This window comes from Suttonella sp. R2A3, assembly GCF_021513215.1.
Lineage (GTDB): Bacteria > Pseudomonadota > Gammaproteobacteria > Cardiobacteriales > Cardiobacteriaceae > JAHUUI01.
In genome coordinates this window covers 1,712,947-1,728,813 of record NZ_CP090975.1, presented here as the reverse complement: position 1 = coordinate 1,728,813, position 15,867 = coordinate 1,712,947, and the positions used below count along the sequence as shown (strand labels likewise).

14 protein-coding genes are annotated in these 15,867 nt (G+C 49.3%); 8 read left to right on the top strand and 6 right to left on the bottom strand.

Annotation, left to right across the window (positions count from 1 at the left end; genetic code table 11):
• Positions 1-37: 37 nt before the first annotated feature.
• The 5 genes from L0B52_RS08305 to rpsT form a co-directional block, all read right to left on the bottom strand.
• On the bottom strand, positions 38-2,155 hold the full coding sequence (locus L0B52_RS08305; protein ID WP_235064258.1) for a TRAP transporter permease: 2,118 nt from the start codon (positions 2,153-2,155) through the stop codon (positions 38-40).
• Positions 2,156-2,347: 192 nt separating this feature from the next.
• Positions 2,348-3,349 carry a TAXI family TRAP transporter solute-binding subunit gene (locus tag L0B52_RS08300; protein ID WP_235064257.1) on the bottom strand — a complete coding sequence of 334 codons (1,002 nt, stop codon included), beginning with the start codon at positions 3,347-3,349 and terminating at the stop codon, positions 2,348-2,350.
• Between the two features lie 49 nt (positions 3,350-3,398).
• Positions 3,399-4,604 (bottom strand): L-2-hydroxyglutarate oxidase, encoded by a 1,206-nt coding sequence (lhgO, locus tag L0B52_RS08295; RefSeq protein WP_235064256.1) that lies wholly within the window; start codon positions 4,602-4,604, stop codon positions 3,399-3,401.
• A 36-nt stretch (positions 4,605-4,640) separates the two neighbouring features.
• Positions 4,641-5,468: a universal stress protein gene (locus tag L0B52_RS08290; protein ID WP_235064255.1), complete on the bottom strand. Its 828-nt coding sequence runs from the start codon at positions 5,466-5,468 to the stop codon at positions 4,641-4,643.
• A gap of 112 nt (positions 5,469-5,580) precedes the next feature.
• Positions 5,581-5,844, bottom strand: coding sequence for a 30S ribosomal protein S20 (rpsT, locus tag L0B52_RS08285; protein ID WP_235064254.1), 264 nt, complete (start codon positions 5,842-5,844; stop codon positions 5,581-5,583).
• A gap of 206 nt (positions 5,845-6,050) precedes the next feature.
• Here rpsT and hemL point away from each other — a divergent pair, with 206 nt between their 5' ends.
• The 8 genes from hemL (at position 6,051) to recG (ending at position 14,222) form a co-directional block, all read left to right on the top strand.
• Positions 6,051-7,337, top strand: coding sequence for a glutamate-1-semialdehyde 2,1-aminomutase (hemL, locus tag L0B52_RS08280; RefSeq protein WP_235064253.1), 1,287 nt, complete (start codon positions 6,051-6,053; stop codon positions 7,335-7,337).
• Positions 7,337-7,981 (top strand): pyridoxamine 5'-phosphate oxidase, encoded by a 645-nt coding sequence (pdxH, locus tag L0B52_RS08275; protein ID WP_235064252.1) that lies wholly within the window; start codon positions 7,337-7,339, stop codon positions 7,979-7,981. Before hemL ends, pdxH begins: the two co-directional genes overlap by 1 nt.
• Before the next feature lie 12 nt (positions 7,982-7,993).
• Positions 7,994-8,884 carry a metFprotein gene (locus L0B52_RS08270; RefSeq protein WP_235064251.1) on the top strand — a complete coding sequence of 297 codons (891 nt, stop codon included), beginning with the start codon at positions 7,994-7,996 and terminating at the stop codon, positions 8,882-8,884.
• A complete protein-coding gene (locus L0B52_RS08265; RefSeq protein WP_235064250.1) occupies positions 8,874-9,272 on the top strand; it encodes a hypothetical protein in 399 nt (132 codons plus the stop codon). Before L0B52_RS08270 ends, L0B52_RS08265 begins: the two co-directional genes overlap by 11 nt.
• Positions 9,273-9,348: 76 nt before the next feature.
• Positions 9,349-9,576: a DNA-directed RNA polymerase subunit omega gene (rpoZ, locus tag L0B52_RS08260; protein ID WP_235064249.1), complete on the top strand. Its 228-nt coding sequence runs from the start codon at positions 9,349-9,351 to the stop codon at positions 9,574-9,576.
• Positions 9,577-9,585: 9 nt separating this feature from the next.
• Positions 9,586-11,763, top strand: a complete 2,178-nt coding sequence (locus tag L0B52_RS08255) for a bifunctional (p)ppGpp synthetase/guanosine-3',5'-bis(diphosphate) 3'-pyrophosphohydrolase (protein WP_235064248.1) — start codon at positions 9,586-9,588, stop codon at positions 11,761-11,763.
• Between the two features lie 18 nt (positions 11,764-11,781).
• Positions 11,782-12,162 carry a RidA family protein gene (locus L0B52_RS08250; protein WP_235064247.1) on the top strand — a complete coding sequence of 127 codons (381 nt, stop codon included), beginning with the start codon at positions 11,782-11,784 and terminating at the stop codon, positions 12,160-12,162.
• On the top strand, positions 12,162-14,222 hold the full coding sequence (recG, locus tag L0B52_RS08245; RefSeq protein WP_235064246.1) for an ATP-dependent DNA helicase RecG: 2,061 nt from the start codon (positions 12,162-12,164) through the stop codon (positions 14,220-14,222). Before L0B52_RS08250 ends, recG begins: the two co-directional genes overlap by 1 nt.
• 551 nt (positions 14,223-14,773) lie before the next feature.
• Here the strand turns inward: recG and L0B52_RS08240 are convergent.
• Positions 14,774-15,673, bottom strand: a complete 900-nt coding sequence (locus L0B52_RS08240) for an SDH family Clp fold serine proteinase (RefSeq protein WP_235064245.1) — start codon at positions 15,671-15,673, stop codon at positions 14,774-14,776.
• Between the last annotated feature and the right edge of the window lie 194 nt (positions 15,674-15,867).

Here is a 15,867-nt window from a genome sequence, read left to right as displayed (position 1 = left end):
TGTAGCAAACCAACCATCGTATCGGCGAAAAAACCACCTAAGTTAATGAGGGTTTTTGTCCTAGGCGAAACTGCAAAATAAACAGCACCACAAAAGCGGCTAAACCGACAATCCGCGCAATATCATTCGGCCAAAGCATCGCCACCCCACAAGCAGCAAGTAGTGCGCGATAAATCCAGCCAATGCGGCGCTCCATTGCCCCTTGCATCGCAGCAGCCAAGGCATAAACACCAAAACAACCGAAGGTAAAGATCAACAAACTCGCCACCCAATCGCCTGACAAAAATGGGGTATAGGCAAAAAGCACCGGCATGATGTACATCCCCTTAGCCAATTTCCAGCTTTCAAAACCAGTGGCCATCGGCGGCGTTTTCGCAATCGTCGCTGCGGTAAATGACGCCAAACACACTGGTGGTGTCACATTGGAATCTTGCGATAGCCAAAAGACAATCATATGCGCAGAAAGTAGCGCCGTTTGCGCCACTGTCGGATCAACAGCCTGATCACGCAGCATAAAACGCAGTTCTTCGGGCACACTATCAAAAAGCGTCTGCGCTTCAGCGATCGGCATCGGCGCACTAATGGCGCTCGCTATCGAAGGATCAGCGAGCATTAATAAAGGCGCAACGCTTTCTGGCAGCGCCCCATCAGCAATCATCTGCACCAATTGACTATCAAGCATCATCGCAGTCAGCGCTGGCGCTGATAAGGTCGCGAGCACAATATAAGCGGCAGTAACCGGAAGCCCCATTCCTAAAATCAATGACGCCAGCGCAACCAACACAATCGCGACCAATAAATTCCCATCAGCCCAACTGCTGATCATCAGGGAAAACGTATTACCAATCCCGGTGGTGGAGATCACATTAACGATTAAACCCACTGCGCACAGCAACACGCCCATCATCACCATATTTTTACTGCCATTGATCAGCGCTTCAAGACACGCCGACAGCCCCATCTTGGTTTTGGTTAACCAGCTCGCTGCGATAATCGTCATAATACCGATGACTGCCGCATAGGTTGGCGTATAGCCTTTAATTAACAGCGTAATCAGCACCACAATCGGGATAATAAAGCTCGCCCCTTGGTCTTTTAAGGTTTGTGAGAGCGGTTTGACATTCGCTTCACTCACCGGTTTCAACCCTTGTTTTTTCGCCTCAATGCGCACAAACATCGCCACCGACAGAAAATACAAGATGGCGGGTAAGAACGCGACTGCGACAATGTGTTCATAAGGAATCAGCGTATAGCTCGCCATGACAAACGCGCCAGCGCCCATAATCGGCGGCATGATTTGTCCACCGGTAGACGCAGACGCCTCCACACCAGCAGCGAATTTCGACGGAAAACCCGCGCGCTGCATCAAGGGAATCGTAATCACCCCGGTTGAGGCAGTATTAGCCACTGCTGAACCGGAAATTGTCCCGGTCAGACCTGAGGCGATTACTGCCACCCAGCCAGGTCCACCAATAAAGCGCCCTGCGATACCGCGCGCCAAATCCACGACAAAATCGCCCGCACCAGAGCGCAGTAAAAAAGCGCCAAAGATGATAAACAGGAATACATAGGTGCTGGAAATTGAGGCAATCGAGCCAAAGAGCGCATCATCACCATAAATCGAGCGGAACAACACCGTTTCTGGTGAAAGACCGGCAAAACGAAACACGCCGGGTAAAAGCTCACCCAACCAACTGATATAAGACACCGATAGCACAATCAATATCGGGATCACCCAACCGGTAGTGCGTCGGGTCAGCTCGAGGGTGCCGAGCAGTAAAATCACCGCAAACACCCAATCAAGGGTTGAAAACATCGCTTCTTGCGCACTTTGGCGCACATACACCTGATCTTCAATCCCCATAAACCAGGCAGCCGCAACAACCATACCCAAACCGAGCATCAAATCCAGCCATTGACTACGCCAACGATAATTCACCACATGCAGTGGGTAATACATCACCGCAAGTGCGGCAAAGCCGATGAAATGAATGATATTGCGCTGCAGCTCAGAAACCAGCGGATAAAACGCATTGGTGATGCTAAAAATCGCCAAGATTAGCGCTATGGTGTTAAACGCGATTAGCAGTACACGCGAAAGATGGTGATTACCGCTATCGGCAATCAAAAACGGGTTGGTCGCATTGGAGGTCATAAGGTGTCCAGAGTCAGTCTAAGCGGGAGCATTTGCTGACATTCCTCATTGAAAAACAGCGAAAAATGTCTTGATTAAGGAAAAAGTGGGTTATCGCTCCCTCTCGTTAAAGAGGGAGGTTAATAGTGAATGGTGTCTATCGGTCTCTTCACCAAAAGATGAACGTAACCTTTCAAACCAATAGGAAGTTAATTAATCAACCAACAAGCGTTCTGGGATCTCGATGCCTTGTTCTTGATAATAGCGGGCAGCGCCAGGATGCAATGGCAACGGCAAACCAGCAATCGCTTTTTCTAGCGCCATCGCTTTGGTTGCTGAATGGATACCCTGTAAGAACGGCAAATTTTCATAAATCGCTTTGGTAATCAGATAGACATCTTCCTCAGATACATCAACCGAGGTCGCGAGCAAGTTTGGCTGGGCAATGGTTTGCACATCACGATCAACCGAAACATACGTACCCTTAGGGATCACATAACGGGTCCACAGATCGCGCCCATCATCCATCGCGGCGATTTGTTCATCGGTAACATCCAAAATAGCCGCTTTATCGCCAACCGCTGCAAACAGCTTGGTTACAGCACCAGCTGGTGCCCCCGCAGGAATCGAAGCGCCAGCGACTTGACCGTTTTGCAACGCATCTGCGCTTGGGCCATAACCGCCATACATCAATTCAAAATCTTTATTGATGTCGATACCTAGGCCTGCAAAAAGCACCTCATTGGAACCGATCGTGCCCGAGTTGCGTTTGCCGAGCGCCATACGCTCACCTTTCACCGCCTCATAATCACTGACCGTGCCACTATCAACTTTGCTGCCGTCAATCAAGAAATGTTCCACGTTTTGCCAAAGCATCGACACCGAACGCAGCTTTTCCTGCTTACCCGCCTCCGCCATTGGGCCTTCGCCTTGCCAGGCGTAGTAGCCGTACAGACCTTGAAGAATTGCAAACTGCGCTTCATCGTTGGCCAGCAGGCGGATATTTTCATCCGAGCCAGCTGAGCTGATTGCTGAAACACTCAAGCCATGTTCCGGCTGCAATTTAACCTTAGTCAGCGTCGACAGCGCAACCCCAACTGGGTAATACGTGCCACCAGTCGATGCCGTTGCCAAAATGTATTCATGGTCTTCAGCCTGGGCCGCACTCATGCTCATCACCGCTGCAGCGGCAAGGGTTAATAGGGATTTTTTCATCGTTCTCTCCGTTGGTGGTAAAACTTGGACGTTACCAAGCTTTCATTAATTATAGATAATGTTTTTGTGTTTTGTCCAGCGTGGCGATTATGCGCTCGGCAATCGGCATCGCTGAGGTCGCTGCTGGTGATGGCGCATTGCAGACATGCAAACTGCGCGGGGTGTGACGCCAAAGAAAATCTTCAATCAGCTCGCCGGCATCCGATACAGCCTGCGCGCGAACCCCTGATGGGTAAGGTTGTAAATCCTCTAGTCCAATGCTTGGGCAGTATTTCTGCACCGCGCGCAAATAACGAGCACGAAACCACGAATCGCCTTGCTCTTTCAAACCATGGCGCCAGTTTTTCGCTAACACACGGCGAATCCCACGGTGGGTGATCATCTGCCATAAATCCCCTAAATCGATATCACGTTTTCGATACCCTTCTCGCGCCATCGCCAGCACAGCATTCGGTCCAACCGTGACCGATCCATCGATCATCCGCGTTAAATGCACCCCTAAAAATGGCACCCCCGGCTCAGGAATCGGATAGATCAGATGGTGAACAATATCGTTGTGTTTGGCGGGTAGCTGATAGTATTCACCACGAAACGGACAAATGACAAAATCCGGCTTTTGCCCCATCATCGCCAGAACGCGATCAGCCTGCAAGCCCGCACAAGCAATCATAAATTGTGCGTTGATCTCACGTGCCTCTGTCTGCACGCCAACCCCATCTTTGCGCTCATTAATCGCGATCACTTCGCTATTAAAGAACACCTCACCGCCGCCCGCACAAAACACCTCGACCATCTCTTCGGTAATCGCCGCATAAGAAACAATACCGGTTGACGGCACATGAACGGCTGCAAGTCCTACAATATTAGGCTCGCGTTCGCGTAATTCATCAGCGGACCACCAGCTACGCTCTAAGCCATTTTCCGCGCAGCGTTCGTATAACCCTTCCATGCGCGCAACTTCCGCTTCGTTACTCGCCACTAACAGCTTTCCACACACGCTATAATCAATAGCGTGCGCATCACAAAACGCTTTGGTCGCCGCATTACCGGCGCGACACAGCTCAGCTTTCAGACTCCCGGGTGGATAATAAACGCCGGCGTGAATCACCCCACTGTTGTGTCCGGTTTGATGCGCCGCAGCATGCGCGGCTTTATCGAGCACAACAATCCGCCGATCTGGAAAGCGGCGCTGTGCCGCGAGCGCCGTCGCCATGCCGACAATTCCAGCGCCAATAATCACCAAATCAACGTTCATTAGCTCGCTCTGGTCTGTGTCGCATCGGGGTGACCTTTAATGCATAATCAGCAAAGGCACCTGACTGGTAGCAATCATCGTCAGCGTTTTGCTGCCTAAGAAAAACCGTCGCATGGTGCTATGGGCGAACGCGCCGATCACCATCATGTCGATGTTATGCTGTTGCTGATAGTCGTTTAACACCTGACAGGCATTACCCTGCAGCAGCGCGGTATGAATCTTGCCACCGGTATTGGCCAAAATATCGGCCGCTTCACGCAACACATCCTGGCGCGCCTCGCTATCATCGCCGACCATCACCAGATGCATATCCAGACCATGCAAAATCGGCCCTTCGCTGATTTTTTTAATCAGGTTCAGCGCGGTTTCACGACCATCGTAGGCAATCATCACAGACTTTGGTGGGTGAAAAGCGCCGGTGGTGAGCAAAATAGGCAATGTCACACGTCTTGAGACGCTTTCAACGTGCGAGCCCAGCGTATCAGCCTGGCTTCGTTTGTTTTCATGACGGCCTAAAATAATCAACGACGCATCATGAGAGAAATCCATCAATGCTGGCAACAACGCGGCATGGCGCTGTTGAATATCAACCTCTTCAATCCCAGCTTCTAATGCGGTTTGTGCGGCATCTTTGAGCAGCAATAAGCCGTGTTCATACGAGAGGCGATAACGCTTGGCATCGAGCGCTGCAAGCTGCGCTTCTATATCATTTTTACGCGATTTGTTTGGCTTTTTTGGGGCCGATTCTTCTAACGCATGAATAAAGCGAATGCCTTCTTTTCGGCGCCCTGCCGCCCAAATCGCGGCTGCAGTGACAGGGGCTTGCTGAGCAGAATTATCAAGTGCTGCGAGGATATAGTTCATAAGCGAAGCGCCCCTTAAATCTTGTACATGAATCTAGCATCATGACAAAAAATAACCATTCGGGCAATAAAAAACCCGCCGAGCGGCGGGTTGGTCAAGCAATCAGCGAGTATTAGGCCATTGCTTTAATTTTAGCGCTGATGCGGCTTTTTAAACGCGCGGCTTTATTCTTATGAATAAGGTTTTTTTGCGCTGCGCGGTCAAGTAAGCTGCTCGCGTAATTAAATGCGCTTTGTGCGCTGTCTTTATCGTTTGCTTCAACAGCACGCAACACTTTTTTTACAGCGGTACGCATGCTTGAACGCTGGCTGGCGTTACGCGCGCGGGCTTTTTCCGCTTGTTTGACGCGCTTTCTAGCTTGTACGGTATTGGCCAAAATGGACTCCTGTTTCAATCAATTCTTAAGGGATTAAAGACGATAAGCGCATCGCTTGTCTCATCGCCGTGGTTATTCAAGGGCGCGGATAATGCACGAAAACCTTGCGTTTGTCAATGTTTTCTTACGATTAACCCCTTTATACGCTAAACTATTTTATATTAGAATGAAAACATTTATAACTAATTACCCCCTGAGGTTCGATTATGACAATTTCTGAACGCGCATTCGCGCAAGCGCAACAGTTCATTCCCGGCGGTGTGAACTCACCGGTTCGTGCATTTGCCTCAGTCGGCGGCACACCCCGCTTTATCGCCCACGCAGAAGGCGCTTATATTACCGACGTTGATGGGCGGCGTTATGTCGATTATGTCGGCTCATTTGGCCCGATGATTTGTGGGCACAACCACCCAGCGATTCGCCAAGCGGTGATTGACGCAGCATCCCACGGCTTAAGTTTTGGTGCACCGACCGAAGCAGAAACGGTGCTTGCTGAACAAATCGTCAAGCGCGTGCCATCGGTTGAGAAGGTCCGGATGTGTAACTCGGGCACAGAGGCCACGATGAGCGCGATCCGCTTGGCGCGCGCGTTTACCGGCCGTGATGATATTTTAAAATTTGCCGGCTGCTATCATGGCCATTCCGACGGTTTATTAGTCGCTGCGGGCTCAGGCGCGCTCACCCTTGGCGTACCTAACTCACCGGGCGTACCCAAAGCTTATGCGCAGCATACCCTCACCGCGGCCTACAACGATATGAACGCGCTAGAGCACGCATTTCGTGAGCACGGTGAGCGCCTGGCTGCGGTGATTGTTGAACCGATTGCCGGCAATATGAACTGTGTTCCCCCAACAAAAGCTTACTTGGACGCCCTACGCCGCCTGTGTGATGATTATGGCGTGGTGTTGATTTTCGACGAAGTGATGACCGGTTTTCGCGTCGCACGCAGCGGCGCACAAGAGCTTTACGGTATCACCCCGGATTTAACCACCTTTGGTAAAGTGATCGGCGGCGGCATGCCAGTTGGCGCTTTTGGTGGCAAAGCTGAGATTATGGATAAACTCGCCCCACTTGGCGGCGTGTATCAAGCCGGAACGTTATCCGGTAACCCAGTAGCGATGGCGGCTGGGATCGCCAACCTGCAGCTCACCGACGATCATGCATTTTACAGCCAGCTCGCACAAACCACCCAAACCCTTGCTGAGGGCATTGCCCAAGCGGCTAAAAAACACAACATCCCGTTAGTGGTTAATCAGGTGTGTGGGATGCTCGGCTTTTTCTTCACCGACGCCGAAGAAGTGAGCAATTTTGCTGCGGTACAAGCGTGTGATACCGAGCGCTACGCACAATTTTTCCATGCGATGCTCGATGAAGGCGTGTATCTTGCACCTTCGGCTTTTGAGACGCTGTTTGTTTCCTCAGCACACGGTGATGCAGAAATCGCGCTAACCTTAAGCGCGTTTGATAAAGCCTTAGCGAGCCTAGCGGCCTAATGGATATTGGTCATATCCGTAAAGATTTTGCCGATCACGCGCCACTCACGCGTGAGGCAATCGCTGACGATCCTTTCGATCAATTCACGCGCTGGTTTGATGAAGCGCTTGCCAGCGCTATGCCTGAAGCGAATGCCTTTGTGCTGGCAACTGCCACCGCCCAAGGGCAGTCGTCACAACGTACGGTCTTGTTAAAATATTACGACCCTCAAGGTTTTGTGTTTTACACCAACACCGAAAGCCGTAAAGCCAAAGAGATTGCCGCCAATCCGCAAGTATCGATGCTTTTTCCTTGGTATGGCTTGCAGCGGCAAGTAAAAATTGAGGGCCATATTGAGCCAATCAGCCGTGAGCAAACCTTGCGCTATTTTCTCAGTCGTCCGAAAGACAGTCAGCTTGGCGCTTGGGCATCACGACAAAGCAGTGTGATTAATTCGCGCCAACTTTTGCGCCAACAATGGGCTAAAATGAAAGAAAAATTCCGTGATGGCGAAGTACCGCTGCCCGATTTTTGGGGTGGTTACCGAATCGAGCCACACGCGATAGAATTTTGGCAAGGTCAACCAAGCCGCCTGCACGACCGTTTTCTCTACCGTCGTGATCAAGCGCAAACCGACTGGCTGATTGAACGCCTGGCACCATAAGAGGGAATCATTATGAGCGTGGAAAAATCTGATATTCAAGCGTTAGTTCGCGATTTTTCCATTGAAACAACGCCGAAATCTGCGGTAAATGTGGGTGATTTCGGCCATTGGCTTGCCCCGCAAACCCGCGTTTATGTCACTTTTTTGCCTAGTTCCCCCTTAGATGCAACGCTTGAAACCAGCATCATATTAAAAGCCCAAGGTATGAATCCTGTACCGCATCTTGCGGTCCGCAGCATCGAAAGCGAGGCACAACTGCATTATGCTTTAGGCCGCTTAGCAGATGCGAAGGTCGATAACATCTTATTAATCGCTGGCGCGGTACGTAATGCAAAAGGCCCCTACACCAGCGTGCAAAAGGTTTTACAAAGCAATATCTTAAACGAATACCCAATTAGCAGTATTGGCTTCGCCGGCCATCCTGAAGGCAGCCCGGATATTCCACCGGCGGAAGTCGATTATGCCGAAGCGATCAAACGCGCTTATGCGCTCAATCATCCGCGCGAATATCATTTGGTTTCGCAGTTTGTTTTTGACGCCAAACCGGTAATTGCCTGGCAGGAGCGCTTAAATGAACGTAATATTGTCTTTCCGCTGCACGTCGGTGTACCGGGGCTCGCCACGATTAAAACCTTAATCAAACACGCAAAAGCGTGTGGCGTCGGTCCTTCGATGATGTTTTTAATCAAAAGTGGCCACGGCATTCGTCATTTAATGGGCATCTCGACCCCAGATAAACTCATCTACGATCTCGCCGCGTACAATCGCGAGCATCCAGAAACCTCATTAATTAAGCAACTGCATTTTTACCCGCTTGGTGGCTTCCAACAAACTGTAGAATGGATCAAAGCGATCGAGCAGGGACAATTTACACTCACAGAAACAGGTTTTTATGTTCACTAAACCCCTTTTTATCCTCAGCGCCAGCACGCTGATCACACTCACTGCTTGCGCCCCTCAAGTCGCCTTAGACGGCCTCCCAGAACTCGATCATGGCGAACAACAGCGCTGGATGTATCATTGCACAGAAGGCACTTTGCCGGTGGAATATGCCAACCGCAACAACCAATACACCGCCCTGCTGAGCCCAGATGAAAGCGGCGAGAAAGTCTTTGATATTACACTTAGCGGCAACAGCGTGATCGCCGATTGGTCACCGTGGCAATGGATCAGCAAAGATGGTCAGTCTTTCGACTTAATTAATGGTGAAGAGACGGTGTTAAGCCAATGTTACGCGGTTAACCGACAAGAAAAAGGCAATATCACGTTAAATCTCGGTTTAGGCGACTAGAACTTAGCGAAAAACGCGTGCCGCACCGCCTATTTTTTGCTAAAATAAACGGTTCGACTGACTATTGAGGTGAATTATGGCACGGGTTACCGTAGAAGATTGTTTAACCGCAGAAAACAACCGTTTTCGTTTGGTGCTGGCGGCGTCAAAACGCGCACGCCAAATTAGTTTAGGGCATCAGCCGATGGTTGAAGAAGACAAAGATAAACCAACCGTTATCGCGCTACGCGAAATTGAAGAAGGCAAAACCAGTATTGCCGCCATTCTCAAAGCCGAAACAGAGCAACCAGCGCCCGAACTATAAGGACGTCTCGTGGCTAAGGCAGCGCAGCATGATTTTGATTCCTCTTCGCTATTTACCGAGCGAAATGGCCGTGATGCGCTGATTGAGGCATACCAAGAACTGGCAGAAACTGCCAGCTATTTATCGCCCAAAGAGCAACAAGAATTACAACGCTGCGCTGAATATGGCGCTTGGGCGCATGAAGGGCAAAACCGTCAATCTGGCGAACCTTATTTTACTCACCCTATCCAAGTGTGCCGCATTCTCGCGGTGCAGCGCTTTGATATGCCGATTTTACAAGGCGCGTTATTACACGATGTGTTAGAGGACACAGCGGTCACCACCCCAGAAATGGCAGAAGCTTTTGGCGATGAGGTGACTGCTTTGGTCGATGGCGTGAGCAAATTAGAGCGCTTAAAAGACCAAGGCGCCAAGGAAGTTCAAGCTGAGAGCTTCAAGAAAATGTTTGTCGCCACCACCAACGATCCGCGCGTCATCATCATCAAACTCGCCGATCGCTTGCACAATATGCAAACCCTTGGTGCGTTAAGACCCGACAAACGCATCCGCAAAGCGAAAGAAACACTTAATATCTATGCCTCGATCGCTGGTCGCTTGGGGTTGTTTTATTTCCGCATTCAATTAGAAGATCTGGCGTTTTCTCATTTATATCCTTGGCGCTACGCGGTGCTGAAAAAGAATTATCTTGAGCGCTATAGCCGCAATGACGTGGTTGACCAGGTACGCAGCGACCTAAAACCTTTGTTGAAAAAAATTGGCATCAAAGCGTCAATCAGCAAACGGCAACGCCATCTTTGGGGGCTATATCAGCGCATGCTGCGCAAGAACAACAGCTTCAAACAAGCCTGCCAAACGATTCCCATCCGTGTGATTACCGATAGCGAGGACAGCTGTTACCGTGTCCTTGGACAATTGCACAGCGTCTATCGCCCGGTCACCAAAAAATTTGAAGATTTCATCGCAGCGCCGAAGAGCAATGGCTATCGCTCGCTGCATATCAGCGTATTGATGGCGAATAACGACATGCTCAACGTGCAAATTCGCAGCAAAGACATGCACGCGCTCGCCGAAACCGGGATCATTGCTATTTGGCATCAGCACATGAAGAACCGCTCAATCGTTGAAGAATCACATAATGTGCAGGCCGAGCAATATATGCGTGATTGGTTATTCCGTCTTAAAGACGTGCAAAACATCACCCACGATCCGATGGAATTCTACGACGCGATCACGAAAGAACTCTCGCAAAGTGATATCTACGCCTACAGCCCGAAAGGTAAGATCTACGATTTGCCACGTGGCGCGACACCGGTTGATTTTGCCTACGCCGTTCACACCAAACTCGGCGATGAATGTATCGCGGCTGAAGTCAATGGTAAGCCTTGGCCGCTGTTTAAGCCATTAAAACCCGCGCAAACGGTCAAAATTATTCGTCAAGAAGGTTCGAAACCCCAGGCTGGCTGGCTGAGATTCGTGGCCACTGCTAAAGCAAGAGCAGCGATTCGCTACCATATTCGCCATTTGGCCGAACAAGAAGCTTATGCTTTAGGTGAACGCTTGCTCGATATCGCACTGCGCCGCTTAGGCAGCTCTATCGAACAACTTCCGGATAGTACTCTTGAAGCCTACGCACAAAGCCAACAAACCGATCGTGAAACCTTGCTGTCTGATATTGGCCACGATCGCCGCCAACCTGTGCTCATTGCTTCTGCGCTGATGGGTGAGCAGCTAAACACCGACAACCAGCAGCAAATACTCAAAGTCGAAAGCGCGCTCGATAGCGCCATTCATTTCGATGATTGCTGTTATCCTCTACCGCATGAGCCGATTTTAGGGCATTTCAAGCCGGGGCTTGGCATCAAAATCCATCGCCGAGATTGTGTGCAAGCGCAAAATTCTGATCTCAACGATTGGGTTCGCGTTGCCTGGGCGGAAGAAACTAAAGGGCTTTTTGCTGCAGGATTGAGCATCTTGCTTGAAGATCGCCCGCGCATGCTCGCCGCCATCACAGCGGTCATGGGGGATTTGGGCAGTAACATCATTGATTTCCATATTGAGATGGCCGACCACGACAAAAATAAACGGCTCATCAAATGCTTTATTGAAGTTCGCGACCGCGATCATCTGGCTGTGATCATCAAGCAGCTACGCCTCCTTAATGGCATCACAACGATCAAACGCTTATAACGCTTAATGGAGGACTCTATGAGCAAAACCATCATCCATACCGATCAAGCCCCTGAAGCCATTGGCCCATATTCACAAGCCGTTCGAGTGGGCGATTTACTCTTTGTCTCCGGACAGATTCCGCTCGATCCTAAAACCATGAACCTGGTTGAAGGCTTTAGCGCACAAGTCAGTCAGGTTTTTAATAATTTGGAAGCGATTTGCCGCGAAGCCGGTGGCGATTTAAGCAACATCATCAAGCTCAATATTTATCTCACTAATTTAAGCCATTTTGCGACCCTTAATGAGATCATGAGCGAGCGTTTTAGCGCGCCCTACCCGGCACGCGCTGCCGTAGAAGTATCGGCACTACCTAAAGGTGCTGCTGTAGAAATGGAAGCGGTGGTCGCGCTCGGCTAATGAACGGGGCTACGCCACTAAGCGAAGCGCTCAGCATCAGCGATAAAGCGGCGGCGAATTTCGCTAAAGCCGGCGTCGAAACCCTAGCGCATGCGTGGTTTTATCTGCCAAGACGCTATGAAAACCGCGCGCAAATTACCCCAATCAGTGGATTCAGCGATGGCGCCACGGTGCAAACTGTCGCCCAAGTGGTCAACGCGGAAGTCATCGCCCGACGCAAACGTATGCTCGTGGTGACGTTACGCGATGAGGCAGGCGCATTATGTCGCCTGCGTTTTTTCCGCTTTTACCCCAATCAATTGCGCCAATTTAGCGAAGGTCGGCGTGGGATTTTTTACGGCAAGGCCGTAGCAAGCGATTATGGCTACGAATTGCACCACCCGGAAATCCAATGGTTAGCCGAGGGTGAGCAGCCCGTGTTACCCGAAGGCTACACCCCCATTTACCCAACCATCAAAGGCATTAGTCAAAAACAGTGGCGTAACCTGATCGATAAAGCATTAACTCTAGCCGAACAATGCTTACCGCGTAAAGATGCACTCAGCGAGCAAGGCTTGCCGGATTTATTGAGCGCATTAACCGCCTTGCATCAACCCGATGTCACGATGACTTTAGCCGATTTAAGCGACCCACGCCACCCCGCGCACAAACGCCTGATTACCGAAGAGCTCTGCGCGCACCGCTTATCGGTTTTGCACGCTCGCGCGCAGTTACGCAGCAAAGTTGCAGCCAAACTCCCTGCTGATGACAGGTTGCAAAATACCTTACTCGAGCAACTCCCTTTTAAGATGACTAGCGCACAGCAGCGCGTGAGCGCAGAAATTGCCGCAGATTTAGCGCGCGATGTACCGATGATGCGTTTGGTACAAGGCGATGTTGGTAGCGGCAAAACCTTAGTTGCCTTACTCGCCTGCCTACAATGCGTGACAGCCGGCTATCAAGCGGTGCTAATGGCGCCCACCGAGCTTCTTGCTGAACAACACGCCACCAACCTGACGCGCTTACTCGGCGACTTACCGATTTCGGTTGGCTTATTGGTGAGCAAAACCCCTGCTGCAGAGAAAAAAGCCCGTTTAGCCGCGATTGCCAACGGCGAATTGCAGATTATTGTTGGCACCCACGCCCTTTTCCAACAGCAAGTCAGCTACCACGCACTAGGGTTACTCGTGATCGATGAACAGCACCGCTTTGGGGTTCATCAGCGCTTAGCACTGCAACAAAAATCGCATGAACAACATGCCGCCCACCAACTAGTGCTCACTGCTACCCCAATTCCGCGCACGCTGGCAATGAGCCAATACGGCGAACTCGATGTTTCAGTCATTGACGCCCTCCCTACCGGGCGCAAACCGATCACCACCGCAGTGATTAGCAACACTAAGCGTAGTGATGTGATTGCTCGGGTGGGCGCAGTCTGTCGTGAAGGACAGCAAGCGTACTGGGTCTGTCCGCTGATTGAAGAATCTGAAGTGATTGAATGCGAAAACGCGGAAGCCACCGCAGCACAACTACAAGCTGAATTACCCGATATCCGCGTGGCGCTCCTACATGGCCGAATGAATAGCCAACAGCGCCAAGAGGTGATGGCGGACTTTGTGGCGGGTAACGTACAGCTATTGGTCGCGACAACTGTGATTGAAGTCGGCGTCGATGTCGGCAACGCGACGCTGATGATCATCGAGAATGCCGAACGCTTTGGCCTAGCACAACTGCACCAGCTGCGCGGCCGCGTTGGCCGTAGCGATTTAGCATCTTTTTGCTTGCTGATGTATCAAGCACCACTCGGTGAGATCGCCAAACGTCGCCTGAACATCATGCGCGAAAGCAACGATGGTTTTGTGATCGCTGAAGAAGATTTAAACATCCGCGGCGCAGGTGAACTGCTCGGCGTGCGCCAAACTGGCGACGCACTGTTTCGCATCGCCGATTTAGAACGCGATCAAGACCTGCTTCCCAGCGTACACCGCCTCTGCGACAGCTGGCAACAGACCCAACACCCAATCATCAATGAACTCCTCAACCGCTGGTTATCTGGCCGCGAACAATACCTCCGCGCCTAAAGCCTGTTAACTGTAATCAAGCAACCTCCTTCTAAATCCATCCCTATTTAGTTTTCTGTTATACACTTAGCCTTTTTAAATTCCTTACTCCTGTGTAAAAGAAGTGCGATTTTAGGGAAAAGGCCTGTGTGTCAGTGGCGGATTTAACCATAAATTTTCAAGGCGCTACAACACTGTAGAAATAGTGATAATCCAGTAGGCGCGAGTAAAATAGCACCAAAATAACTTTTATTTTTACAATTGACTTTGTTTAAAATATAGTTGTGTATAAATACGTATAAAAAAGACCATGATATTCCTAGTAGGAACACCTGTACTTATTATTGATGAAAGTCCTTCGCTTTGAACACTAACACATCAGCATACTTTAGCTCATCCGAGCGATTTGACTTGTTATGTGCGCTACGGATTGAGTCCGAGATTTTTGTATATTTCGTGTTAACTGTTTATCTGCTTGCGACTGAACTAGCATTGCCATCTCTTGGGCTCGACTATTCTGACATTTCAACAATCCCTCCATTTTTTCCAGTAATTCCTGACTCATCAGCTGTTCAATCTTCATTTATATCACCTTTCTGTATATCTTGTTGTTCTTCAACTGCATTAGTATTTTCAACAAAGTCCACCAAATTTAACACCATAGGAGATTGTGGGTATGGAACATTTGGTAATAAACACAATGCCCACTCATACAGTTCTACGGTACTTTCATCAGGTGCCTCAACCTCGCTAAATAATGTAGATGCTTCTTTCCGATCTATTACAAAGCTGTGAGAAGGATATCCACTAATCAACTTGATAAGTGAATCAGGTTTTAATGAATTAGTAACGCTGTTTAATCTTTCGCCATAGTCATATGCAATTTGCATTGCCCTTTGATGCTCCCCTAGAGTTACTGGGTCTATTTTAGATGACATTGGTGAAATAAAGCCACTAGCAAGTTTAGTTGCAATATCAGCCGCCAATTTTGTTCTTAGTCTACTCCCGTCTCGTATATCCATGAGATAGCGCCGAAAGGCTCCTAGAACCTGATTTTCCAGTGCATTCAGCGCTTGAATTATATCCAGCCCTGACATACTTTCAAAAATTTCATCAGGTTTTGATAGTTGAATATCAAGTGGACCCAGTTCACCCCGATCACCAAATATCAATTTATTTGCCCCGATGCAAATAAGTGTACCCGCAGATTTACATATATCAGGAATTAATATTTCAACTTCGTGAAAATGATGTTTTAACGCTCTTGCAATTCTATAACCCGGATCAGGATCACCACCATATGTAATCAATACAAGACAGACTTTCTTTTTCTTTTCTTCAATACGTTCTAGTGCGCCAGATAATTTCTGATATCCTTCTCTCGAAATTCCGCCATAGTACAGAATTACATGTCCATCGTATTTATCTAATGTTTTTTTTGTGATCATTAACTTATTTTTTTTCGATAACATCTAATAGCTTATTCACGCATATAACTAATATCTTAGTGAGAAATTTTTGAGCTTATAAATGCAATCTATAGATTTCATTCTGAACCTTCCTTAAGAATGTTATTTACTTCCAGAAGAATAAGCATGCAAATTGTCCTTATTGAACTAGTACATAACTGTTAATCAGTTCTATAAGTATGGATGCCAATAAGTTG